Annotated in this window: 19 protein-coding genes, 5 pseudogenes and 1 other annotated feature; of the genes and pseudogenes, 16 read left to right on the top strand and 8 right to left on the bottom strand. The window is 60.3% G+C overall.

All coding sequences use genetic code 11. The features are described 5' to 3' along the window. Window positions 1-76 precede the first annotated feature (76 nt). The 3 genes and pseudogenes from AB6809_RS35245 to tnpB form a co-directional block, all read left to right on the top strand. Window positions 77-349: pseudogene (locus AB6809_RS35245) on the top strand (IS3 family transposase); the annotation flags it as partial. Between the two features lie 50 nt (window positions 350-399). Then, window positions 400-915 carry a transposase gene (locus tag AB6809_RS35250; RefSeq protein ID WP_371028454.1) on the top strand — a complete coding sequence of 172 codons (516 nt, stop codon included), beginning with the start codon at window positions 400-402 and terminating at the stop codon, window positions 913-915. Then, entirely contained in the window at window positions 891-1,100 is a 210-nt protein-coding gene (gene tnpB / locus AB6809_RS35255) for an IS66 family insertion sequence element accessory protein TnpB (RefSeq protein ID WP_371028455.1), read from the top strand. The genes AB6809_RS35250 and tnpB overlap by 25 nt, the downstream gene beginning before the upstream one ends. A gap of 31 nt (window positions 1,101-1,131) precedes the next feature. Here the strand turns inward: tnpB and AB6809_RS35260 are convergent, their stop codons facing one another. Further along, window positions 1,132-2,787, bottom strand: coding sequence for a recombinase family protein (locus tag AB6809_RS35260; protein ID WP_371028456.1), 1,656 nt, complete (start codon window positions 2,785-2,787; stop codon window positions 1,132-1,134). Between the two features lie 80 nt (window positions 2,788-2,867). On the opposite strand from AB6809_RS35260, the gene AB6809_RS35265 reads away from it, so the two are divergent. Beyond that, a protein-coding gene (locus AB6809_RS35265) for an IS3 family transposase (protein ID WP_371028457.1) occupies window positions 2,868-4,105 on the top strand; the annotation gives its coding sequence in 2 pieces (ribosomal slippage) (window positions 2,868-3,171 and window positions 3,171-4,105; 1,239 coding nt in all). After that, window positions 3,158-3,274: a sequence feature (AL1L pseudoknot), on the top strand. Its footprint overlaps the gene before it by 117 nt. Here AB6809_RS35265 and AB6809_RS35270 read toward each other — a convergent pair. Continuing rightward, window positions 4,069-4,521 (bottom strand): transposase, encoded by a 453-nt coding sequence (locus tag AB6809_RS35270; RefSeq protein WP_371028458.1) that lies wholly within the window; start codon window positions 4,519-4,521, stop codon window positions 4,069-4,071. The two genes, AB6809_RS35265 and AB6809_RS35270, sit on opposite strands and share 37 nt — an antisense overlap. Window positions 4,522-4,571: 50 nt before the next feature. Here AB6809_RS35270 and AB6809_RS35275 point away from each other — a divergent pair, with 50 nt between their 5' ends. After that, the gene (locus tag AB6809_RS35275; RefSeq protein WP_371028459.1) at window positions 4,572-4,898 is read left to right on the top strand and encodes a DUF3331 domain-containing protein; all 327 of its coding nucleotides are present in this window, start codon (window positions 4,572-4,574) and stop codon (window positions 4,896-4,898) included. Between the two features lie 214 nt (window positions 4,899-5,112). Further along, complete coding sequence (locus tag AB6809_RS35280) at window positions 5,113-5,724, top strand: hypothetical protein (RefSeq protein ID WP_371028460.1); 612 nt, start codon at window positions 5,113-5,115, stop codon at window positions 5,722-5,724. A gap of 18 nt (window positions 5,725-5,742) precedes the next feature. Here the strand turns inward: AB6809_RS35280 and dacB are convergent, their stop codons facing one another. Further along, window positions 5,743-7,398, bottom strand: a complete 1,656-nt coding sequence (gene dacB, locus AB6809_RS35285; protein ID WP_371028461.1) for a D-alanyl-D-alanine carboxypeptidase/D-alanyl-D-alanine-endopeptidase — start codon at window positions 7,396-7,398, stop codon at window positions 5,743-5,745. 79 nt (window positions 7,399-7,477) lie between these two features. Next, a complete protein-coding gene (locus tag AB6809_RS35290) occupies window positions 7,478-7,753 on the bottom strand; it encodes a serine hydrolase domain-containing protein (RefSeq protein WP_371028463.1) in 276 nt (91 codons plus the stop codon). Window positions 7,754-8,475: 722 nt separating this feature from the next. On the opposite strand from AB6809_RS35290, the gene AB6809_RS35295 reads away from it, so the two are divergent. The 3 genes and pseudogenes from AB6809_RS35295 to AB6809_RS35305 all read left to right on the top strand — a co-directional run bounded on the left by AB6809_RS35295 (window position 8,476) and on the right by AB6809_RS35305 (window position 11,096). Continuing rightward, the gene (locus tag AB6809_RS35295; protein WP_371028473.1) at window positions 8,476-8,799 is read left to right on the top strand and encodes a hypothetical protein; all 324 of its coding nucleotides are present in this window, start codon (window positions 8,476-8,478) and stop codon (window positions 8,797-8,799) included. Window positions 8,800-9,047: 248 nt separating this feature from the next. Next, window positions 9,048-9,910 (top strand): annotated as a pseudogene (locus AB6809_RS35300) (tyrosine-type recombinase/integrase). 16 nt (window positions 9,911-9,926) lie between these two features. Then, window positions 9,927-11,096 (top strand): annotated as a pseudogene (locus AB6809_RS35305) (IS91 family transposase). 519 nt (window positions 11,097-11,615) lie between these two features. On the opposite strand, the gene AB6809_RS35310 reads toward AB6809_RS35305, so the two are convergent. Further along, window positions 11,616-12,743 carry a DUF4268 domain-containing protein gene (locus AB6809_RS35310; protein WP_371028464.1) on the bottom strand — a complete coding sequence of 376 codons (1,128 nt, stop codon included), beginning with the start codon at window positions 12,741-12,743 and terminating at the stop codon, window positions 11,616-11,618. 577 nt (window positions 12,744-13,320) lie between these two features. Between AB6809_RS35310 and AB6809_RS35315 the strand changes: the two genes are divergently transcribed. The 3 genes from AB6809_RS35315 (at window position 13,321) to AB6809_RS35325 (ending at window position 15,434) form a co-directional block, all read left to right on the top strand. Further along, window positions 13,321-13,872 (top strand): phasin family protein, encoded by a 552-nt coding sequence (locus AB6809_RS35315; protein WP_371028465.1) that lies wholly within the window; start codon window positions 13,321-13,323, stop codon window positions 13,870-13,872. Window positions 13,873-14,116: 244 nt separating this feature from the next. Continuing rightward, window positions 14,117-14,860, top strand: a complete 744-nt coding sequence (phbB, locus tag AB6809_RS35320; protein WP_371028466.1) for an acetoacetyl-CoA reductase — start codon at window positions 14,117-14,119, stop codon at window positions 14,858-14,860. Between the two features lie 307 nt (window positions 14,861-15,167). Further along, window positions 15,168-15,434, top strand: a complete 267-nt coding sequence (locus AB6809_RS35325; RefSeq protein WP_371028467.1) for a hypothetical protein — start codon at window positions 15,168-15,170, stop codon at window positions 15,432-15,434. A gap of 336 nt (window positions 15,435-15,770) precedes the next feature. Here the strand turns inward: AB6809_RS35325 and AB6809_RS35330 are convergent. Continuing rightward, window positions 15,771-16,016, bottom strand: a pseudogene (locus AB6809_RS35330) (nuclear transport factor 2 family protein); the annotation flags it as partial. An 89-nt stretch (window positions 16,017-16,105) separates the two neighbouring features. Here AB6809_RS35330 and AB6809_RS35335 point away from each other — a divergent pair. Continuing rightward, entirely contained in the window at window positions 16,106-16,450 is a 345-nt protein-coding gene (locus AB6809_RS35335) for a hypothetical protein (protein ID WP_371028468.1), read from the top strand. Between the two features lie 309 nt (window positions 16,451-16,759). Next, window positions 16,760-17,387 (top strand): annotated as a pseudogene (locus AB6809_RS35340) (tyrosine-type recombinase/integrase). Between the two features lie 383 nt (window positions 17,388-17,770). Here the strand turns inward: AB6809_RS35340 and AB6809_RS35345 are convergent. Together AB6809_RS35345 and AB6809_RS35350 are read right to left on the bottom strand one after the other, a co-directional pair. Beyond that, entirely contained in the window at window positions 17,771-18,940 is a 1,170-nt protein-coding gene (locus tag AB6809_RS35345) for an IS91 family transposase (protein ID WP_371028469.1), read from the bottom strand. 21 nt (window positions 18,941-18,961) lie between these two features. Further along, complete coding sequence (locus AB6809_RS35350; protein WP_371028470.1) at window positions 18,962-19,837, bottom strand: tyrosine-type recombinase/integrase; 876 nt, start codon at window positions 19,835-19,837, stop codon at window positions 18,962-18,964. Window positions 19,838-20,188: 351 nt separating this feature from the next. Here AB6809_RS35350 and yfcF point away from each other — a divergent pair, with 351 nt between their 5' ends. Then, window positions 20,189-20,821 (top strand): glutathione transferase, encoded by a 633-nt coding sequence (yfcF, locus tag AB6809_RS35355; RefSeq protein ID WP_371028471.1) that lies wholly within the window; start codon window positions 20,189-20,191, stop codon window positions 20,819-20,821. A 171-nt stretch (window positions 20,822-20,992) separates the two neighbouring features. Next, window positions 20,993-21,787 carry a hypothetical protein gene (locus AB6809_RS35360; RefSeq protein ID WP_371028472.1) on the top strand — a complete coding sequence of 265 codons (795 nt, stop codon included), beginning with the start codon at window positions 20,993-20,995 and terminating at the stop codon, window positions 21,785-21,787. The last annotated feature ends 410 nt before the right edge of the window (window positions 21,788-22,197 follow it).

Below are 22,197 nucleotides of genomic sequence, written 5' to 3' on the forward strand. Positions count from 1 at the left end.
ACACCGGCCGAAGCTCTGGACGAGTATCTAAAATCTGTTCAACAATCCAGTGTTGCGACGACCGGTTGAATCCGCCCAATACCAGATGCCCGTCTATAGTCGTCTGCTGAAACAGAAGAAAGTCAGGCAGAGCATGTCGCGCAAAGGCAATTGCCTTGACAACGCCACGATGGAGAGTTTCTTCGGAACGCTCAAGTCTGAATTCTTCTACGTGAACCGGTTTCGCAACATCGACGAACTGCAATCTGGCATCAAGGCCTACATCCACTATTACAACCACGATCGAATCAAGCTAAGATTGCGAGGACTGAGTCCAGTCCAATACAGAGCGAAATGTAAGCAGCACTAACGTCATTGCGTCCAACATTCCGGGGTCAGTTCATTGTGAGGCGGACACCTATGGCTGACAAAGACTCAGAGTTGAGAGTAGTTCGGCAAAGCAGCGACGGCCGTCGCCGCTACGATGAAAATGGCAAACGGGCATTGATCGAGGCGGCGTTACGCCCGGGCGTCTCGGTGGCCCGCATGGCGCAAGAGCACGGGATCAACGCCAACCTGCTGCGCAAGTGGATCACGAAATACATGATGGAGCGCGAGAAAGGCGTCTCGCCGACGCCGCGGGATAACGGCGACGACTTGCCGCATTCGGGTGATGCGACCGACAGCCTGGCGATCGATCCTCCGAGTTCTCACCAACTCGTCGTTGCCGCGGCACCACCACCTGCGTTCGTATCTGTCGTTGCGGTACCGCCTGCGTCCGCACCGCCGCCCCCGTCAATGACGCTCACGCTACATGTGCATCTTTCGAACGGGGTCGAACTCGAACTGGGCAAAGCTATCGCGACCATTGATGAGCTGACAACCCTGGTTCAGATCCTTGGGAGGATGCCGTGTTCCGGTTCGACGACAATCTGAAGGTGTATCTGCACCGCGATCCTGTCGACTTCCGGTACGGCATGAACAGCCTGTCGATTCTTGTTGAACAGTCGATGTGCCTGAATCCGATGGACTCTTCGCTTTACATCTTCGGAAACCGGCGTCGCGACAGGATCAAGATCCTCGGCTGGGACGGCAGCGGTTTCTGGCTTATGACGAACTAGCTGGCTTCATACTACAACTCCTTTTCTTGGATCAAAGGGTTTTGTGTGCTGCGTTCTTTCGCGCGGTCAGTAAGTCGTCCCATCTGCTGCTGTGTTTCACAGGCGGGTGGGAATCCGGGACTTCGTAGAGGAACGCGTAATCGTTATAGGCGTGTCGTTTGACGAGGCCGTATTCGACCCACCTGGTGAGTGTCGCTTCATGGATGCCGAGTCGAGCTGCGGCCTCCAGCTTTGTGAGCATGCCGCGGTCGCGCAATCTGTCGCGGCGGGATCGAAGTCCATTTCGCTGTGCGTTATATGACACTCGCAGAGCGTCGAACCGAATGTCGCTCTTACCTGGACGGACACAACCGCCGGGACGGATGCCCCGATCATTGAGGAGCTGTGCGATCTGAGAGCATGTATGGTGATCGAGAAGCTTGTCGATGAGCTCAAGGACCTCTGGCTTGGTTTTGACCTGTTGTGCAGATGTTTTGGGATTCTGTGCCGTGAGCGTTTCAGTCTTGCCGGCCTTGAAGCGAACGTGAATCTTTGTTGTCCCTTCGTCAGGAAGTTTGACCAGTGTGACGTCCTCGACGATATAGGCTAGCAGCCGCTTTCGCTCTCGATTCGCCAACGATGAATTACGCCACAGTGTTTTGAAGTCCGCTGTCATTGTGATGAGCCGGTCGCGGATCGCATCGTCGAGTATGAGACGCTCTTGCTGTTGGCTGCGCTCCCTTTGTTCTATCGCGTCGGCCAATATGCGCAGCTTGTCGTTCCATTCTTGCTCGAGTGTGTCGGCGACCAGTCGGTTGCTTGGGTCGACCAGCATGAAGCGTCGTTGCGCAAGATCTGCATCGAACCGGGCGCGTTCGATAGCGCGCAGGCGTAATCGATCAGCTTCATCGTGACGTGCTTCGATTTCCCTGCGTATTTCCCATGCTAGCTCAACGGCAGCGGGAGTCATCGACGCGACGATCAATGCGCTAACGGCTTCATCTATCGGTGCTCCGGCGATTGACTGGCACGTAGGTTCGCCATGGGCGCCTTGTGCTCGGTCGCAGACATACCAGGCTTCTTGTCTTCCGCGTCGCGTAGCGTATCGGAGCCGGAGATACCGGCCACAACGTCCGCAAACGGCGCGGCCCTGCAGAAGAGCAGCGCCCTCGCGAGGTGGCGATGACCGCGCGACTTTATACCCATGACCATTCGTCTCCAGAACAGCAAGGTTCTGCTCATACTGCTCCCAGGTAATGTATCCCGGATGGGCGTCCGGAATGCAAGCAAGCCAGTCATTGCGATCGCGCTTTTTTGGCACTTTCCGCCCGTCTGCGAGTTTGCGATAGTGCCTCCGACCGTAAGCGTAAGCGCCTGCGTAGCGCGGATTGTTCAACATGCGAAGTGCCGCCGACGCGGTGAGGTGCTGGAAGACCAAGAACTTCGCGTTGCGCATCCGGGATGGAAACAGGAGGCCGTCCTTCTTGAAGACCTTGACTGTCTGGCTGGCAGAGCCGACTCTCAAGAACGTCTCAAAGAAGTATGTGATGGTGTCTCGGACCTGGGAATCTGGGTCAAGCACTACGTTGCCAAGGTCGTCATATACGAAGCCGGTCGGTAGCACACACCGATACTCGCCTCGATTCACCTTGTTCAGAATTCCGCCTCGCAGGCGCGCTTTGAGAACATGAAGCTCCGCTTCACTCATGGTTCCCTTGAGCCCAAGCAGGAGACGGTCTGAAGCGCCCCGGGATTTCCGGAGGCTCCAATTCTTGAGAAAATGGAGCTATGGAAAACACCAAGAAGAAGTCCCCACTGTACTCGCCGGAAGTTCGTGAGCGGGCTGTGCGAATGGTACTGGAACATCAAGGCGACCACGAATCGCAATGGAAGGTGATCGCGTCGATCGCAGCGAAGTTTGGCTGCTCGGGCGAGACGCTGCGTAGCTGGGTGCGCAAGGCAGAGCGGGATCGGGGTTTGCGCCCGGGCACAAGCACGCAGGAGCAGGATCGGCTCAAGGAGCTGGAGCGGGAAGTGCGTGAGCTTCGGCAGGTCAACGAAATCCTGCGCAAGGCGTCAGCGTATTTCGCACAGGCGGAGCTCGACCGCCGACCGAAGTGATGATCACGTTCATCGATGATCACCGGCAAGTCTACGGGGTCGAGCCGATCTGCAGGGTGCTGCCGATCGCACCGTCGACGTACTACGCGCACGTGGCGCGCCGCGCCGATCCTGGCCTGGTGCCACCGCGGGTCCAGCGCGACCGGATGCTCAAGGATGAGATCCGGCGTGTGTGGGAGGAAAACTTCCAGGTCTACGGCGCAGACAAGGTCTGGAAGCAATTGAAGCGGGAAGGTATTGTCGCGGCGCGCTGCACGGTCGAGCGGCTGATGAAGCTGATGGGCCTTCGCGGCGTGGTGCGGGGCAAGACGGTACGCACAACAGTGAGCGATGGTTCGACGCCGTGCCCGAAGGATCTCGTGAACCGGCAATTCACGGCCGAACGGCCCAATGCGCTGTGGGTGTCGGATTTTACCTACGTATCGAGCTGGCAGGGCTTCGTCTATGTCGCGTTCATCATCGACGTGTTCGCCCGGCGCATTGTCGGCTGGCGTGTGTCGAGCTCGGCGCGCACGGACTTCGTTCTGGATGCACTGGAGCAGGCCTTGTACGAACGACAGCCCGCGCAGCAGGACGGGCTGATCCATCACAGCGACCGCGGCGTGCAATACGTATCGATCCGCTATACGGATCGGCTGGTCGACGCTGGCATCGAGCCGTCAGTGGGCAGCGTCGGCGACTCCTACGATAACGCACTGGCTGAAACGATCAACGGCTTGTACAAGGCAGAAGTGATCCATCGCCTTGGTCCGTGGCGCAACCTGCAGGCCGTTGAAATGGCGACGCTCGAATGGGTGGACTGGTTCAACAATCGCCGGCTGTTCGGCCCCATCGGAGACATTCCCCCTGCCGAGGCAGAAGCCGCTTATTATGAGCAACTCGCTGGGTCCGCCATCGGGGCGTGACTCAAGCAAAATAGCCTCCGAAAAACCCGGGGCGCTTCAGTGGTCTGAGGCTTTGTCATCTTCTTGCGGCGTAAGGAAGCGTGCGGAGACAAGGCCTCCAGTCCGCCCTGATCGTAGGTGCGCTCCCACGTAGCGATAATATTGAAGTTGCGAATATCAAACAGCGCGGCGGCCTGCCGATAGGAAAGGCCCTCGTCACGCATGCGTCGCAACACCGACAGCTTGAATTTTAAGCTATAGGTGGCCCGCACCTTTTCCCTGACGCTTGCGGCACCATGCGAACGATAACCTGCCACCCATTTGCGTAGCGACGTAACATCCACATCATGGCGGCGAGCAACGACTTTGAGCCCCGCCGTTCCCGAACAATAATCCTTGACGACCGCGAGTTTCGTCTCTTCCGAATACTTGCCCACAAGACTCCCTGCAAAAGTGTCCAACTTTGCGGGGTCAGTCCACACAATAGGTGGACGCCTATGCTCCTCGCTCAGAGTGCTGTTGCGTAGGCGTCGATAGTGGATCGCTTACGACTGAGCAACAATCAGAGAATTCAATGCTCGTCACCTGGAGCGACTCAACCAGTTGCCGCTACCTCGACCAGGTCTGGATCGCCGGCTATGCGCGCCGTGGCGGTTGTTGCGCGCTCAGCGGGCGGGCGGTACGAAGAGGTGACCTTGTCTTCAAGCCTCGCTGGAAGGGAAGAACGAAACCCGCCAACAGTAATGGAAATGATTCTTGCGGAGCGATTGAGCAGATGACTGTCAGGGTGAGAGCCGGCACCCGCAGGCCGTGAATTACTGCGCGCTCCTAAATAGGCAGCGTTTTTGCCAGCACCAGGTCCGTGAGCGGCCGGATCAAATGGCTGTCCTCGGCGAATCGAACAAACATTTCGGGGGGAAATGGCGCGTCCATGCAACGTCCAGCGCACGAGCGCTTCGACGCCAATGCACTTGTTGTCGATGAGCAGGACGATCGGCTGGTAGACCACATGAATCTTGCGACGCGGTATGGCCCATTCACGCGTCGAGGGAAACGACAACTGTTGTGCGATTCGCCTATACGCGATCAGCCTGAACACCGGTGCGAATCGCAGCCTGATGTACCAGGGCGTCGCGCAAGGCGTACGCACCGTCGACGATGCACTCGGCACCGAACGCAAGTATCTGGCCGGCACACTCGGCCTCGACGGCGGGAGCTTCGACTTTCCGACCAACGGTAGCGGCGCGTCCGACAGCCGCGCGACCCCGCGCACCACCGCAACGCTACTCGCGACGATGAGCCGCGGCGCGAACGCCACCGTGTATCGCAATGCACTGTCTATTCTCGGCATCGGCGTTTCGCTCGCGGCAGCCGGCAAAACCGTTGCCGGCAAGGAGAACATCCTGGCCAGGAGCGGCGCGACGATCGACGCAAGCGGACAGCTGGTCGCAATCAACATGGCGGGCTACATCAACGCGAAGAGCGGGCGCCAGCTTGCCTATGCGCTCTTCGTCAACCACGATGGCCCGGCCAGCTCGGCCGCCGCCGCGCTCGACGTGTTCAACGACGAAGCCGACATTCTCGGCATCGTCTACTTGCAATATTGCGGCGCCCGGTTATCGGGCCGGGCGCGCCACTGACTCACGGCGCGTCGAACGTCATTGCAGTTTCCACAACGTCGCTGCGATCGTCCCCTCGTCGTTGAACACCGGCACCACATCGGCAATGCCACCGGGAACCGGCACGTTGTTCACCGTCATGAAGAATACGAGCCGCCGCCCGCTCTTTGCGGTGATGTAGCCGGCCAGCGCCTGCCCTCTGAGCAACCCCGTTCCGGGTACAGCTGGATTTTCAACGACGTAGGTTCCGGTCTTAGCCTGCACCTGGCCTTTCGCGCCAGCAAGCGTGGGATCGGACTCGAAGGCGGTGACCGTCGTCAGCGAACCATCGACGCCAAGCGACGGCATCGAATCTTCATACGCGGCAAAGTCGGGTTTCGATACCATCCCGCGCATCATCGAGATCACAGCTTTGGCATTGGCAGTGGTTTCGCCACCGCCGCTGCCGTCAACGAAGTGATATTGGCACGGCGAGATCGCGAACGTCGATTGCAATTCGGTTTGCTCGGCCGCAAGGGCGGCGTCCATCGTGGTCGAATTGTTTTTTGCCACACCCCACATCAGCAGCGTCGTATCGGCACCGAGGTTGTAGCTGACCTTGTTGACGAACCGGATGTCCTGCGCGTACGGTGCGGCTGTCAATTGCGCGACCAGTTGCGCGTTCGAGTACGAGCCCTTCGCCGGCAGCGACGCGGCGGCATTGACGCCGACCGGCACGGCCGTCACCGTGACGCCTGCGCGCGTCAGCGCTTCAATGAACACGGTGCGCGCGTAGCTCGACGGCGCCGTGATGCGGAACGTGCGGACCAACGGAAACGTATTCACTGGCGTCGGTACGTAACCCGCCGGCACCGAGCCGCTGACGCTTCCGACGCACGGCGTCGTGCCGATACACGTTAGAAAATTTTGTTGCTCGTCCGGATCGAGGTCGATCGACGCGGCAGACGACGCGCTGCCGGTCGAGAGGGTCGACTGCACAGTCACCGCCCCCGACCTGGGCCGGTAGTCGAATGGCAGCTGCTGGCCCTCAGTGCTCTGCGTGAACGACACGTCGACCCGATCGTCGTTGACGAAGATGGGGGTTGCCATAAACTCGTCACGGAAGTCGAACGCCGCGAAAAGCCGGTCGTCGATCACGATGTCACCGTTGACCTTCGTGATGCCGGCGGCTGCCACCTGCTGTGCGAGTGAGTTATACCCGGCGAGCGGATCGGGCGCGGATAGCACCGCATTGCCGAGACCGTTAGCTTCGTTGTGATCGAACGACGTGAGTGCAATCGTGCCGTCTGGATTCGCGCGTCCGCCCATTGTCAGATCGCCGCTCGCGACCAGAATCAGATTGCCGTTGAGCGTCCCGGCCCCATCGACGGTGCCGGTTTTATAGACCGGTGTCACCGCCCTGTGTTGCGCGCCGATCGCATTCAGCGCGTTGCCGGTTGTAAAGACCTTGCGCACCGACGCAATGTACACCTGCGAGCTGGAGTTCAGATCGTAGATCAGGTTTCCCGTGCCCTGATCGACGACCTGCAGCGACCACGTCGCGCCTTTGTACGCCGGCTTTTGCATCACCTGCAGGATCGAATCGGGTACGGCGGTACTATGACTGCTGTCGATCGATCCGCCGCACGATACCACCAGCGTCGCAGTGGCAATCACGGACAGGAGCAATACGATTTTCACAAATCCTTTTTCCATTTCAGGGTCTCCCGGGGCCCGTTAGCGTTTTAAAAAGCGCGTTTGATCGTCGTTGCACGGAGTTGCCTTCTTGTCTTCGTTAGCGCTCAAGACTTGATCTCGTCGAGATCGTCGACACGTTCGGAATGTACTTGCCGACGGTATCGCTGAGGCTTAGTTTGCCTTCCTGCACCAGTTGCAAGATCACCGTGGCGGTCCAGGTTTTCGTGACGCTGCCAACGCGGAAATTCGCGTCAGTCCGAATCGGTGTGCTAGTGCCGCGCTGCGCACTGCCGAACGGTTCGCTCCAGTTTCCGTTCGGCGATTCGACATAGACGACGGCGCCGGAGGTCTGCGTGTCCGAAAGTAGTTGCATGATCTGCGGCCGTGCCATCGTCACGTAAGCGGGATCGGCCGAAAGGTATCGCCGCAGGCGGCGACTGCGAACGAGCTGATCAGCGCCAAAGCTCGTCCGCAAATTGCGAACAAAGAATAGCCAAGGCTAAACACGCGGCTGAGCGCCATTGCTCATTGTCCTTTTTGACTGAGCCGACTGGCAACATCACGCAAGTCGGTGAAATAGGCATGCGGGCGCAAATTCGCCGAAAAGACTCAATGCCTCAAGCACACGACTCCCGTACTGCCGCATATCTGACGAGCGGCGGCCAACGCGTCCCTTAGTTCTTCCTCGTCAAATGAATATAGAAGATTGCTTTACAGAATGCACGGATGACTCATTCAATTCAGCCGAAAATACGTGCGTTGCCAAATATGGCGGGTTCAACCTCGTTGGGGCTTTCAGGTATGACTTGAAACGCTGCAGCACACGTCGCACTGCGTTAAGGGGTGCGGTGGGGGTAGAAAACGCCCCGTTCGCTGAATCCGGTAGTGGTCGTTTGTTGCCGACATTTGGCGAACGACCGCTGAACAGCCGTAAGCGGGCATATCCGTTTCGGCACACAGCCGTCGGCTTGGGCCATCCCGGATGTGAGCCGTCCGATCCTGGCGTTAATTAAAGCAGACTACGCTGCGCGAGGAGCCACGGAGCTCCGAGGCCGTCTACGCGTTGCCTTGTCGACCAGTTTCGGGGTCCGCGAGGTGATCTCGCGGATAGGACGGTTTATGAGCGCGCATCCGGCTTTGCACGTTGACTTGCGAATGGCCGACGACCGGCAGTACCTGATCGTTGAAGGCGTGGATGTCGCATTTCGCTTTGGACAGTCGAAGGGCCCGAAGGCCACTTCAACGATGCTAGGGCGTTGCGCCCAGATTCTGGTTGCCCCCTCGACTGTCTGGCCACGATGGGAACGCTGGTCGAGCCGGACAGTCTGGCCGACCATACGCTCATCATGGGGCCATTGGGTGCCCGGGCCTCCCGGCTGGCCGTCCGCGCGCTTGTTGCCTGTCTTGCGGACGAACTGAACGGGATCTCGGTCTACAGGCTCGCAATTATCGAATTGTGTAGCAAGGAAGCCCGCATGAATGTCCGGTCCGCTCGGTTACCTGTCCTAAAGCGCCTCAAAGCGCGACCGTCGGCAACGGGTCGCGTGAACGAAACCGCTCGCGCGGTAGGGGCTACGGTTGACGCTGAAGGTCAGGGAGAGGCCGGTCACGCGGCTTTATGTTGGCGACTGAGGCAATCCGCCTAGTTCTCCAGCAGGAGCCGAATCATGACCTCCCAACCGAACGTCAGCCCGCTGCGTCAGCGCATGATCGACGATATGCGCATGCGCCAGCTTTCCCCCAAGACGCAGGCCAACTATCTGCGCATCGTGCGCGAGTTCTCCCGATACCTTGGGCGCTCGCCTGATACTGCCACCGTCGAGGACCTGCGGGGTTACCAGCTGCATCTGGTCGATCGCGGCACGTCACCGGTGTCGCTGAACTCCGCGATCACCGGGCTGAAGTTCTTCTTTGAGATCACGCTCCACGAACCGCAACTGATGGCCCGGATGCAGCCGGTGCGCGTGCCCCGCACACTGCCCGTTGTGCTCAGCCCCGATGAAGTGCGGCGGCTAATCGCCGCAACGGGCAACCTCAAGCACCAGACGGCCCTCTCGGTCCCCTATGGCACCGGACTACGCGTCAGTGAAGTGGTAGGGCTGAAGGTTACGGACTACGCCCTCCACCGCTGCCGCAACGCCATTACTCTCATCTTGATTGACGCACGGCTCTCATCTTGTTTGACGCGCGGCACCTGCGGGTCTGGTGGCGTGTGGCCCGGGCCCAGGGCAAGATGCCCGACGGCGGGTGGCTATTTCCCGGGCTCGGTCCCATCGACCCGCTCAGCACCCGGCAACTGAACCGCGCCATTCATGCTGCCGCCGAGGCGGCCCAGATCGACAAGCGCGTGTCCATGCACACGCTGCGCCACAGCTTCGCGACGCACCTGCTCGAACAGAAGGTCGACATCCGCGTGATCCAGGTGCTGCTCGGCCATAAGAAGCTGGAGACCACCGCGCTTTACGCGCAGGTGGCCACCGACCTGCTGCGCGAAGTCACCAGCCCGCTGGAGAACCTGCACAGCATCTGAAACACGGAGCACTTCCGTGCCCGAAGTCGCGGACGTCTTCCGCGCGCATGGGCCCGCGTGGCGACAGACCACGCAGCTCAGCCTGGGACAGCTGAAGGTGATGTCGGCCATTGAACAGTGCCGCAGCGCGGCACTGGGTGGACATGTGTTGCGCTGTTCCGGCTGCGAACAGATCGAAGTCGCCTACAACTCGTGCCGTAACCGCCATTGCCCGAAGTGTCAGGCGAGCGCCGCGCACCGGTGGCTCGAGGCACGTCAGGCCGATCTGCTACCGGTCGAGTACTACCACGTCGTCTTTACGCTGCCCGCCGCGATCAGCGCGATCGCCTGGTACAACAAGGCGGTGCTCTACAGCCTGCTGTTCGATGTTGCCGCCGAAACCCTGCGCACCATTGCCGCCGATCCAAAGCATCTGGGCGCGCAGATCGGCGCGACGCTGGTGCCGCATACGTGGGGCTCGGCACTGACGCACCATCCGCACGTGCACGGCATCGTCCCAGGTGGTGGCCTGTCGCCTGACGGCGAGCGGTGAGTCGCATGCCGGCCCGGCTTTTTCCTGCCGGTGCGCGTGCTCTCGCGCCTGTTCCGGCGCCGTTTCCTGGAAGAACTCGCGGCAATGCATGGTCGCGGTCAGCTACGCTTCTTGGGCGAGTATGCCGCGCTTGCCGATCAGGCTACCTTCGCCCGGTGGCTCGCGCCGTTGCGCGCGTGTGAATGGGTGGTGTATGCGAAGCGCCCGTTCGCCGGACCCGGGGCCGTACTCGCGTATCTGTCGCGCTATACGCATCGCGTGGCCATCTCCAACCGGCGACTTATCGCGCTCGATGAGCAGGGCGTGACCTTCCACTGGAAGGATTACCGCGCCAGGGGGCGCACCCGCTACAAGACCATGACGCTCGAGGCCGGTGAGTTCATGCGTCGATTCCTGCTGCACGTGCTGCCAGGCGGGTTTCATCGCATCCGTCACTATGGGCTGCTTGCCAATCCGGTGCGACGGCAGAACCTCGCGAGCATACGTGCGTTGCTGCACGCCCCAGCAGTCACTGACGCCAGCGATGACACCTGTGCGGATACCAGAGCGCCGACCTTTGTCTGCAGACACTGCGGCGCCCCGATGATCATCATCGAGATCCTCCCGCGCACCCATCCGATTCGCGCGCCCCCGACATTCCGAGGCAGCGTATGAGCGCAAATGACCAGGATCTTCATTCCGACCGTCGGCTCTCGGCAACGAGCGCCAACAGGAGACACTCACGTCTGCCGCTCCAGGCAGCCCCTGGCGCCGCTCGCGGCATCGTCACATCATCCCGGTCGACACCTTCGAAACCGCCTTCGACACCATCCCGACCCAGGTTCGCTTCAGCATCCGGTGGCAAGGCTGAGGGTGAGCCCGCTTTATTCCCCATAGCCGATCAAGGTTCCGGCCGCGTCGGTTCACTCCGCGGTTTCCTCCCTCCAGCCTTGTCCAACGCCTGCCCGCATGCGTCGCCGTGCACTCATGGGCTGCGGACAAGGGCAGGCATCGAACAACGCTTAACGGATACGGAAGTTCGCCGCGCGGTCGCAACGCGGGATTGGCGTATGACCGCGAACTTCGGCAATCGGCCACAAGCCGTCGTTCGGCATCTCTCTCAAGCTACGCTTAGAGGGGCGGCTTCGGCGCACACACCGGACCTTTATGCGTGGGCGAAGCACTGCAGATTGTCTATTGTCCTTGTGGGTTCACGAACTGCCGCAGCGCTGGGATCTCATTGCTGAATGCGCGTTCCAGTTTTCCGATGTGCTCAGCGAGCCACTCCCCCATTGCAGGCCATTGGCCACGGTCTAAGCCATCGAAGGGCGTCTCGAATTTTATGATCGGTTGCTTGAGGTCTCTCTGCCAGATGAATTCTGCGCCGAACGTGCCTTCGATCGAGGACTTCCGGGCCCACAGATAGTCGAACATGGCCTTGTTTGCTTCGACGGAGGACGTCCCCAACCCAAGGCCCACACGAATGGACTTGCTTGTGAAGAACATGAAGTAGGCTACGCCGGTGATTTTCGCCCCGGTAGTAAGGAACTGATCTTTCGACGGTCGCACCTTAGCGAATAGCGACAAGCCCGCAGCGCCTAGCGCTTCCAGCGCGACACGCCAGAACTCGGTCATCATGATCTGCCGCTTGGCTTGCCCCCGTTCTGCTGACTGCTGCTGCTCGACCTCTTTTTTCGCGACCTTGATCATAAAGTTCTCTATCTCGGGCACCGGAAGAATCTGTTCGAGGTCGAGAAATGTTTGGACGCCGTCGGAGTATGGCGTTGCCCTGAAGCACTTCATCGAAACCCCGCGCTTCGTCAGCCATAGAACCGTGGACGTGACCTCCTTCCGGAAATTAGCGGCGACCAAAATGATGCGCTGGTCATCCCCAGCGTTGATTACGACGTCGTCAAAGTCATCCTTCCCCAGAAACTCGCAGATCAGGGCTCTAGCGTCTTGCCCCGGCATTTCCTTGTTTAGGTAGGCTTGGAAGCTATCGGCGACTTCCGTCTTGGAGAGCGTCGAACAATAGGAGGCGTACTTGATCGCCTGCCAAACGACGTCTCGGCCGGAGTCATCGAGCTTGTTCTCGATGATCACCAACTTGCCCGCCGCATCTATGGCCAGCAGGTCGAGCCGCTCGCGAGTTTCCTGAAATCCGTCAAATTCTTTCTGAATGACGAGGAGCTTCTCCCCGAGTGCGTCCGGTTGATTTGCAAGCCACTCTTGCAGATGGTTCCGCTCCGAGAATCCGAGGTCGCTGAAACTCATTTCCTGAAGTTTGACGATCCGATTTGTCTCGTTCTGAATTTTGTACATCCTCTTTTCCCCGTTTTCGCGGTGAACGTCATCGTCGCTGGGACGTCCCGCGGTCAAAAGCATAGCAGTCCCAACGGCGAATCACGGCGCCTGTCGACGTCGGAGCGAGTTCGGCCAGGAAGAGCCGTTGGCTCGGGCCGTCAGGTGGACATTCGGACGCCGGCAGCGTTCGGACAGGGGCCTCTCGGGAGAATGCGTTTCGCGCAAGAAACGAGGGTATCTACTTAGTGATGAAGGCATTTGATTTAACATTTCCTGGTTAGAATGAACGCTCTAATTATTTTTATGTAACTACGTACCCCGAAATCGCCATATGGGAGATGACTCGCCGGAGGCGCGGCCGGACTGATCGAGTGTCACGCTCAACCGGGCGGCCGCGAACGCGGTTGTCAGCATCGCGCGAGTTTTCGTCTGTCGGATGTCTTGGCAAGAGGCGCAGAGCCGGGTTGCGTCCCAGTCAATTCGTCATACTAACAAGGACTTTGAAATGTAAAATTTGCCTGATCAGCAGTCAGCAAGTTAATTGCGTGCGCAACCGGCCGAGCGGAGCGTTTGCAATATCAATTCAGGAGAGGCAATGATCGAATTTTCGTCCGAAGACCTGATGCAATTCTACAAGTCGACTTTTTCGACTTTCTTTTCGCTGGCCAGCGAGGCGGTTGAGGTGGCACAGAAGCTGGCCGAACTGAATCTCCAGGCAGGACACACCGTGCTGGCAGAAAGCGTCGCGCGTCTGCGGGAAACCAAACCCGACGCGGCGCGCGCAGAGTGGCTGGCTTCGCCGTTGTGCCTTGTCCAGTCGGCTGCCCGGAAGACGCTGTCGTACCAGCAGCATGTCAATGCCATTGGGGTCGCGACCCAGTCCGCCTCGGCGAAGATCATCGACGCGCAGTACGACCGGTTCAGCCGCGACGTACAGGCCCGGATCGATAGGTGGGCAAAGCATGCGCCGACGGGTTCAGAGACGGCTGTTGTGGCCGTGAAATCGGCGTTTTCGACGGCCATCGACACGGCGGAAACGGTGCGCAAGTCGGTCCGTGCCATGGTAGAAGCCGCGCAGGCCAATGTCTCCGCAATGGCCGCCGCGGCCAGCCAGAACGTTGCGTCGCAGTCGGGCGGGCGCGCCTGATCGCTCGGGGCACCTGGAATTTCCAGAGCAGTGCGCCGGCATGCTGTAGCTCGCCGGCGCACCAGACTCCATTCGCGCAATACCACAAGCCTACAAAAACCCGCGCAGTTCAATCAATGCTCAAGCCGTTGCCTGCCGCAACCCGCGAGGCGGCGAAGCATTGTGGCAAAGCAATGGCGGGCGGTGCGAGGCGGCCATTGGGTATTCATGATCCTCGCAGAAACTACGATCACGGATGGAATGAATGACGAAACGAATCGCTGTAGTGACGGGCGGGATGGGCGGCCTTGGAGAGGCGATCAGTACGAAACTGCATGACGCGGGTTATGCGGTTGTCGTCACGCACTCCCCGAACAACACAGGCGCCGCCGAATGGCTGGCGAGCCAGGAAACTGAGGGCCGGAGCTTTCGCGCGTACCCGGTTGATGTGGCCGACTACGACTCATGCCAGCACTGTATGGCGAGAATTCAGGTTGAAGTCGGCCTTATTGACATTCTGGTGAACAACGCCGGGATCACGCAGGACAAGACACTCAGGAAGATGGACAAGGTCAACTGGGATGCGGTCATTCGCACCAATCTGGATTCGGTATTCAACATGACCAGGCCGTTGTGCGAAGACATGGTCGCACGCGGCTGGGGGCGCATCGTCAACATCTCGTCAGTCAACGGCTCGAAAGGTTCAGTCGGCCAGACCAACTACGCCGCGGCCAAGGCTGGCATGCACGGCTTTACCAAATCGCTGGCGCTGGAAGTGGCGCGTAAGGGCGTAACCGTCAACACGATTTCACCGGGCTACCTGGCGACGAAGATGGTCACCGCGATTCCGCAGGAGATCCTCGATACGAAGGTCCTGCCGCATATCCCGATGGGGCGTCTCGGCAAGCCCGAGGAGGTGGCGGCGCTGGGCGTCTACCTGTGCTCGGATGACGCCGGCTTCGTGACCGGCTCCAATATCGCGATCAACGGCGGCCAGCACATGCAGTAACGCGACGCGCGCCAGTCGGCCCGCGCAGGACACCGCACGGGCCGCCGTGAACCATTCACGCAACACCCCTGTGCTTCCATTGAGAGGAACGTGTCATGAGTGAAACCTGGATGGGCCTGATCATTGGGGGCTCGGCCCTCAGTATCGCGATGCTTATGGTGATGGGTCACTATCGTCGTGAGCGGATGCGGGCAAGAATGCTACGACATCTGAATCATCGTGAGTGGTGGCATCCAGCGCGCCGGCGAATGTAAACGCAGGGCATGCGTGGATAACAAAACAGACACATCAGAGAGAGGACTGGAGGATGACACCAGAAATTGCCGGGCTATTAAAGGCCACAGGCCATCAGATCACGGTTCGTGCGAGGAGCGGCGGCATGCGGGTCGCCGCGGTCTGGCAGGTGCTCATGCCGGTCGCCGGTGACATCGAGCGCGTCCGGATTGCGACCAGTAGCGAACGTGGTTTCGAGGACATGACGATATCGTTTGCCGGAACGTTCTCCGGGTCGCTGAACACCGTTCTCAGGCAGTTCGAGAAGATGACGTGGGTGGCCACCGCAGAGCTTTGCTGACCATTCCCGGTGCCGTGTGCGCGCGATGGGTCATGTCGAGGCGGCGGCTTGGGCGCGTCGCGGTTCCGGGATGCGCATGATCGCTGTTCAGCGAGGGCATGCCGGCATTTATTGTTTGACCGAAACAGGCTCAACTGAAGCCTGGCGTACGGACCGGACTCAGTCGGTAACCACATGAGAGAAGTGGATGAAAACAACGATCAAAAAAGGGCCCGGAGATATGGAGAGCCCTTATACGCCCCAAACTGCCGAGGATGCTATTTTCCATCTTGAACGGATGCTGTCAGCCGATGGTGCAGATTCATTGTTCAGCCGGACATACTGGCGCACACGCGTTCAGCAGGTGAGCGCTACACGAGGGCTGACTCCACAGCAGCAAGCAAGGCTTGTGAGACTGCTTGAGTCTTTCCCTTCTCCGGTTCGGGGCGAAGAACCATCGTAGACCCGTACCTTGTCATACTTGCTCAGTCTCTGGGGTTTGAGATCGCTCGCGACGAGATTGCTGCCGTCCATCTTCATCGGAAACGAGTGATGCTCATGCACAATGCGCCAACCGGATGCACGTCGAACAAGCACGAAACTGCTGCGGAACCCAGGCGTTCACCGAGCCCTGATCTTTCTTGTCGCCTCGCAGGTTCGTCGGCCCGCGAGCCACTGCCAAGTCGCCGCTCATGTGGATCACAGGGTCGGTGAAGCGACTGGTGATCGGATCCGTCCCAGGAGGCGAGCCAAGCGTCGAGATCAGCCGGATCGCGGGCTACCGCGCCAATCAGGCGCAGCGGCGGCTGGCGGTCAAAGCTGACGATATCCGGGTCGGTCATCGCTACTACGGCTGCCGCGTCGCCGCGTGCAAGCGCGTCGTCCCGTTTGGTGAGGAGGTCACGAATGTAAGATTCATCGCTTGTCGTGGTTCCTCCTTTCCATTCATGAGGCCGTTGCCTGTGGCGAGTTGCGCCCGCTGCGCGATCCCGGCGACTGAAACGCCGACGCGGCTTGTACGCTTTCCGTTCCACTGATCCCGAGGGCCACATGTAACTCTCCATCACATGACGAGTCCGTGGAGCCGCGGTCCAGACCGCCAATTCAGCATAGCAGGTGGGGCAGAATGCAAAGCTCGGATATAACCGCGCGTTGCCGTGATCCTGTTGGCCCGAGGCCACCGTTCAAGCAAGTCAGTGACGCCAAAAGGGCCGGTCACGACAGTCGGGAATTGGACCACAAGCTGCCGTTGAGTTGTTGGGGGATTCAAAGGCAGAAGTGGGTCGGACTTCGTCCGCCGCTGATCGGCGCAGACTGATTTTCCTTCGGTCGATAGGAGAATCGTCATGGAAGCCATTCATGTCGGCAGCGCGCAGCGGGTGCCATGGAACAAGGGAAAACTGACAGGCCAGAAGCCACCACTAAAGCTCAGGGAGATCTGGGCGATTCGGATCCGCTTACAGCTCGCCGGAAAGACGCGAGACCTGGCACTATTCAATCTTGCGATTGACAGCAAACTACGAGCGTGTGACCTCACGCGGCTGCGAGTTTCTGACATATGCCTGGGCTCGCGCGTCGCGGCGCGGGCGACGGTCATGCAGCAGAAGACGCCGACGGCCCGTACAGTTCGAGATCACCGAGCAGACACGTGCCAGCGTTGAGGCGTGGATGCGAGAAGCAGCGCTTTCGGGCGGCGACCATCTGTTTCCGAGTCGCATCCACGGCTCTCCGCATCTGTCGACACGACAGTACGCGCGGCTGGTTCATCGCTGGATACGAGAGATCGGACTGGATGATGCGGCTTACGGAACACATACGATGCGCCGGACCAAGGCCTCGCTGATTTACCGTCGCACGAAAAATCTGAGGGCAGTACAGTTACTGCTTGGACACACGAAGCTCGAGAGCACAGTTCGATACTTGGGTATTGAGGTCGATGATGCGCTCGAGATGGCTGAGCAAACCGACGTGTGACTGACGCCGCCGGGCGGCGATAGGACGCTGTCCGTTAAGGTTTATTCGATGCCTGCCATCGGCCGCAAGAATGTGCATGCCTCCGCGCGTGTCGGCAGGCGTCGAATAAACCCGATGGAGGAAACCGCGGAGTGCCCCAATGCGGCTGGAGGCTTCGCGGCTATGGCGATTGATAGGCCGGGATGCTCGGTGGTGTCGGATGCGGCACGGTCAGGTGGGGTGCCGGACGGGCGCTAACGCCGTAGCGAAGCGGTGCAGTCGTGCATTGGCGATGATGACGGGGCGGCCAAATCGCTTCGCGAAGCGACACGCGCAAACGTCCGCCCCTGGGCCGCGTTGCCGCAGCGCCAACGTTCGACGGGCAGATCGAGGAACCGTGGAGTTCATGTTTGACTCCGGCGCATCGGCGGTGCGCGGATCGAGGCGCTGCGCGCGAGGATGTCGATGACGATCATCGGCGCGCCGCAGTGCCGGCAGATGAAGACGGGGCGGGTTTCGATGACGGTGTCGTCGGGTGACGGGCTGATCCCGGGTGCGACGTGCAGCAGATCGCGCACCTTCGCGAGACTGGCGCGGCGCACCGGGTTGGCGAGCAGCCCGTAGTGACGGATCCGATGGAAACCACCGGGCAGCACATGGAGCAGGAAGCGGCGCATGAATTCGCCGGTTTCGAGGGTCATGGTCTTGTAGCGGGTGCGTCCCGTCGCACGGTAGTCCTTCCAGCGGAATGTCACGCCACGCTCATCGAAGGCGACCAGGCGCTGGTTGGAGATGGCGACGCGGTGCGTGTAGCGCGAGAGGTACTCGAGCACCGCCTTCGGTCCGGCGAACGGGCGCTTGGCGTAGACCACCCATTCGCAGGTACGCAGCGGCGCAAGCCACCGGGCAAAGGTGGCGGGATCAGCGAGCCCGGTGTACTCGCCGAAGAACTGCAGCTGGCGATTCCGGTGGGCCACTTCGAGCGCTTCGAGGAAGCGCCGGCGAAACAGGCGTGACAGGACGCGAACCGGCAGGAAGAAGCCGGGCCGGCAGGCGATCCAGCGCTCGCCATCGGGCGAGAGTCCGCCGCCGGGGACGATGCCGTGCACATGCGGGTGATGCGTAAGCGCCGAGCCCCAAGTGTGCAGTACGAGCGTGGCGCCGATCCAGGCGCCGAGATGCCTGGGATCCCCGGCGATCGTGCGCAGCGTGTCGGCGGCGATGTCGAGCAGCAGGCCGTAGATGATCCGTTTGTTGTACCAGGCGATCGCACTGATGGGCGCGGGCAGCGTGAAGACGACGTGGAAGTACTCGACCGGCAGCAGATCGGCCTGGCGTGCTTCCAGCCAGCGGTGTGCGGCGCTGGCCTGGCACCTGGGGCAATGCCGGTCCCGGCACGAGTTGAATGACACCTCTGTCCTTGCGCAGCCTGAACAGCGCAGCACATGTCCGCCCAGCGCCGCGGTGCGGCACCGTTCGATGGCCGACATGACCTTCAGCTGCCCCAGGCTCAGGCGTGTCGTGGCCCGCCACGCTGGCCCGTGGCTGCGGAAGATGTCCGCAACCTCCAGCATGAGGCGCTACAGCGCGCGGGCCTACTCGGAGGGCAGACGGTCCAGCGGACTGGTGACCTCGTGCAGCAGGTCGGTGGCCACCTGCACGTAGAGCGCGGTGTTCTCGAGCTTGGCATGGCCGAGCAGCACCTGGATCACGCGGATGTCCACCTTCTGTTCAAGGAGGTGTGTCGCAAAGCTGTGCCGCAGCGTGTGCATGGACACGCGCTTGTCGATGTTCGCAGCCTCGGCGGCGGCATGAATGGCACGGTTCAACTGTCGCGTGCTTAACTGATCGAGCGGATCGAGCCCGGGAAACAGCCACCCACCATCGGGCATCTTGCCCTGCGCACGGGCCACGCGCCACCACACACGCAGACGTTCAAGCAGCACCGGCGAGAGCATGGCGTAGCGGTCACGGTGACCCTTACCCTGCTCGATACGCAGTGTCATGCGTTCGCTGTCGACGTCGGTGACCTTCAGCGCTACCACTTCGCTGGCGCGTAGCCCCGCGCCGTACGCGACCGACAGCGCGGTCTGGTGCTTCAGATTGCCGGCGGCTGCGATCAGCCGCCGCACTTCATCGGGACTGAGCACGACGGGCAATATGCGGGGCACGCGCACCGGTTGCATCCTGACCATCAGTTCAGGCCGGTCGAGCGTGATTGTGAAAAAGGACTTCAGGCCGGTGATCGCGTGGTTCAGCGATACGGCCGATGTGCCGTGGTCGACCAGATAGAGCTGGTAGCGGCGCAGGTCCTCGACGGTGGCGGTGGCAGGTGAGCGCCCGAGAAACCGGGCGAACTCACGCACGATGTGCAGATAGATGTCCTGTGTCTTGGGGGCTAGCTGACGCATGCGCATGTCGTCGATCATGCGTTGGCGCAATCGGCTGACGTTTGCCGGTGAGGAGGTCATGATTCGGCTCCTGTTGAAGAACGAGGCGGATTGCCTCATTCGCCAACATAAACCGCGCGACCGGCTTGACCTTCACCTCCAGCGTCGGATCGTAGCTCCTACCGCGCGAGCGGTTTAGTCCGCCGGCCAAGAGCCGCCGGTCGAGGTCGACATCCAGTTTGATCAGCCAAGGTCTCGTTTGCCCTCGCTCAATGGCCGGTTTCCGGCGAGCGAATTGCCGGGGGCACCGCCTCAACCCGGCCAAAAGCGGCCGGTCGACACCAGTTCCCAGATCGCCGACAATCACTCAAGCTGTTCATCTCGTTGGCTTGCACCGAGCCGAAAAAATTAACAATCACCCAGGATGGCGCCATGTCCGAGGCTCCGCTTCGCTTATATGCCGATGCACAGTTCGCAAGCCCATACGCGATGTCTGTGTTCGTCGCTCTTCAGGAGAAGCAACTGAAATTTGAGCTGTTCGCGGTTGATCTTGGAACCGGCGCTAACCACGAAGAGCGCTACGCTGTCGAATCGTTGACTCAGCGCGTACCTACGTTGGCACACGGCGATTTCTCGCTATCGGAGTCAACGGCAATCACCGAGTACCTGGACGAGACATTCCCGGAAACGCTGATTTATCCCCGTGACCGAAATCTTCGTGCGAGAGCGCGCCAACTTCAGGCGTGGCTTCGAAGCGACCTGATGCCCATTCGTCAAGAGCGCTCTACGGAGGTAGTGTTTTATAAGAAGGAGGCTCCGGCGCTTTCAGCCGCAGCGGAGCTGGCAGTGCAAAAGCTGTACTTTGCAGTCGACCAGCTTCTCTCACAGGATGCATCGAATCTCTTTGGTGAGTGGTGTATTGCCGACACGGATCTCGCGGTGATGCTGAATCGCCTTGTCATGAATGGCGACAACGTTCCCGCGAAATTTGCGTCGTACGCGACGCGTCAATGGGAACGAGAGTCCGTGCAGCAGTGGGCCAAGCTAAGCAGGCCGCCGCTCTGACCACCGATACGAGCGGCGTTGCTCGGCGCGGGACGGGAGCCGGCAACAAGCGGTCCCTTGTCGTGGTGTCCGGATAACAGCCGTTTGGCGCTGCAGTGGCGCAGACAAAAATCACGAGCCGTCATGGGGGGACGAGGGTATGATCCCACTTTAAATCCGCTCGACTTCGGCATGCTCGCGCTCAAACTAACGCTTGTCCCGCTGTTCTTGCTTGTCGTTTCAATGTCGGGTAAATGGTGGGGGCCATCGATTGCTGGCTGGTTGGCTGGTTTGCCCGTGGTAGCCGGTCCGATTCTGTTCATTCTTGTGCTCGCGCATGGCCCGCTCTTCGGGGCACGTGCTGCCACGCTTTCCCTTTCCGCGATCCTCGCGTCAGAAGCATTCAACTTTGGGTATGCATGGACCTGCCGCTCGCGTCCGTGGCCGGTTGCGCTGTCTGCTGGGCTCGGTGCATGGTTTCTATCCGCGTGCGGCCTTTCCCTATTGCCCACTTCACCGCTATCGGCCGCAGCCGCCGCCCTTGCCGCTGTCTGTTTCGGTCAGTCCTTCTTGCCGCGCAGTCCGGTGGTCCCCGCTGGCGGACCGCTTACGCGCTCCGAGCTGGTTGGCCGAATGGTTGCGGGCGCGGTGTTGACGCTACTTGTCACCTCGTTATCTGGATGGGCAGGCCCCGCATGGAGCGGTCTTTTGGCGGTATTTCCGTTGCTCGGAATTGTTTTGTCGGTGTCGTCTCACCGCGTACACGGATCGGTCTTTGTGATCTCGTTGCTTCGGGGTATGGTGCTTGGCCGGTTTTCGTTTGCCGCATTTTGTTTGCTACTCTCCTTCTCGCTGCCTCACCAGGCTCCGCTCTTGGCCTTCGCGGAGGCGGCGGCCCTCGCGATGCTTGTGCAGTGGGGCACCAAGCGGCTAGCAACAACGCGGACTGCCAATCGAGTCGAGCCGACCATCGCCGCAGCGGACTGAGTGCTTCAACGACATTTATCCTCGTCCAGTGCCTGCTGAAGGTCCGCTTTTGAACTGCGCGACTGTCCCTTGTGGGTCGGGAGTACGCACTGCCGACTGGCCGCTTCCGGGGAGCTAAATTCCACTGGCCGCTTTCAAGCGATCAGTTTGAAGATCGGACCGACGCAGCCCGACCCACAACCGCCTCTCGATCCAATTCAAGCGATATGGCCGATTGCAAGCTGGAACCGCCATTCGCACGATCTTCCGCTAGAAGATTCGGTAAGAACCGACGGTCACCCTCCGCTCTTCGCGCGCGACCGTCAGCCTTGCACCAGGGACCGGCCGAGAACCAGTAGCTCGTTGAACTGGGTCACCAGTTCAAAACACAAAGCAAACATCACGGCATAGAAAGGCCCGGGGAATCTTTG

Source organism: Paraburkholderia sp. RCC_158, assembly GCF_041355255.1.
Classification (GTDB): domain Bacteria; phylum Pseudomonadota; class Gammaproteobacteria; order Burkholderiales; family Burkholderiaceae; genus Paraburkholderia; species Paraburkholderia graminis.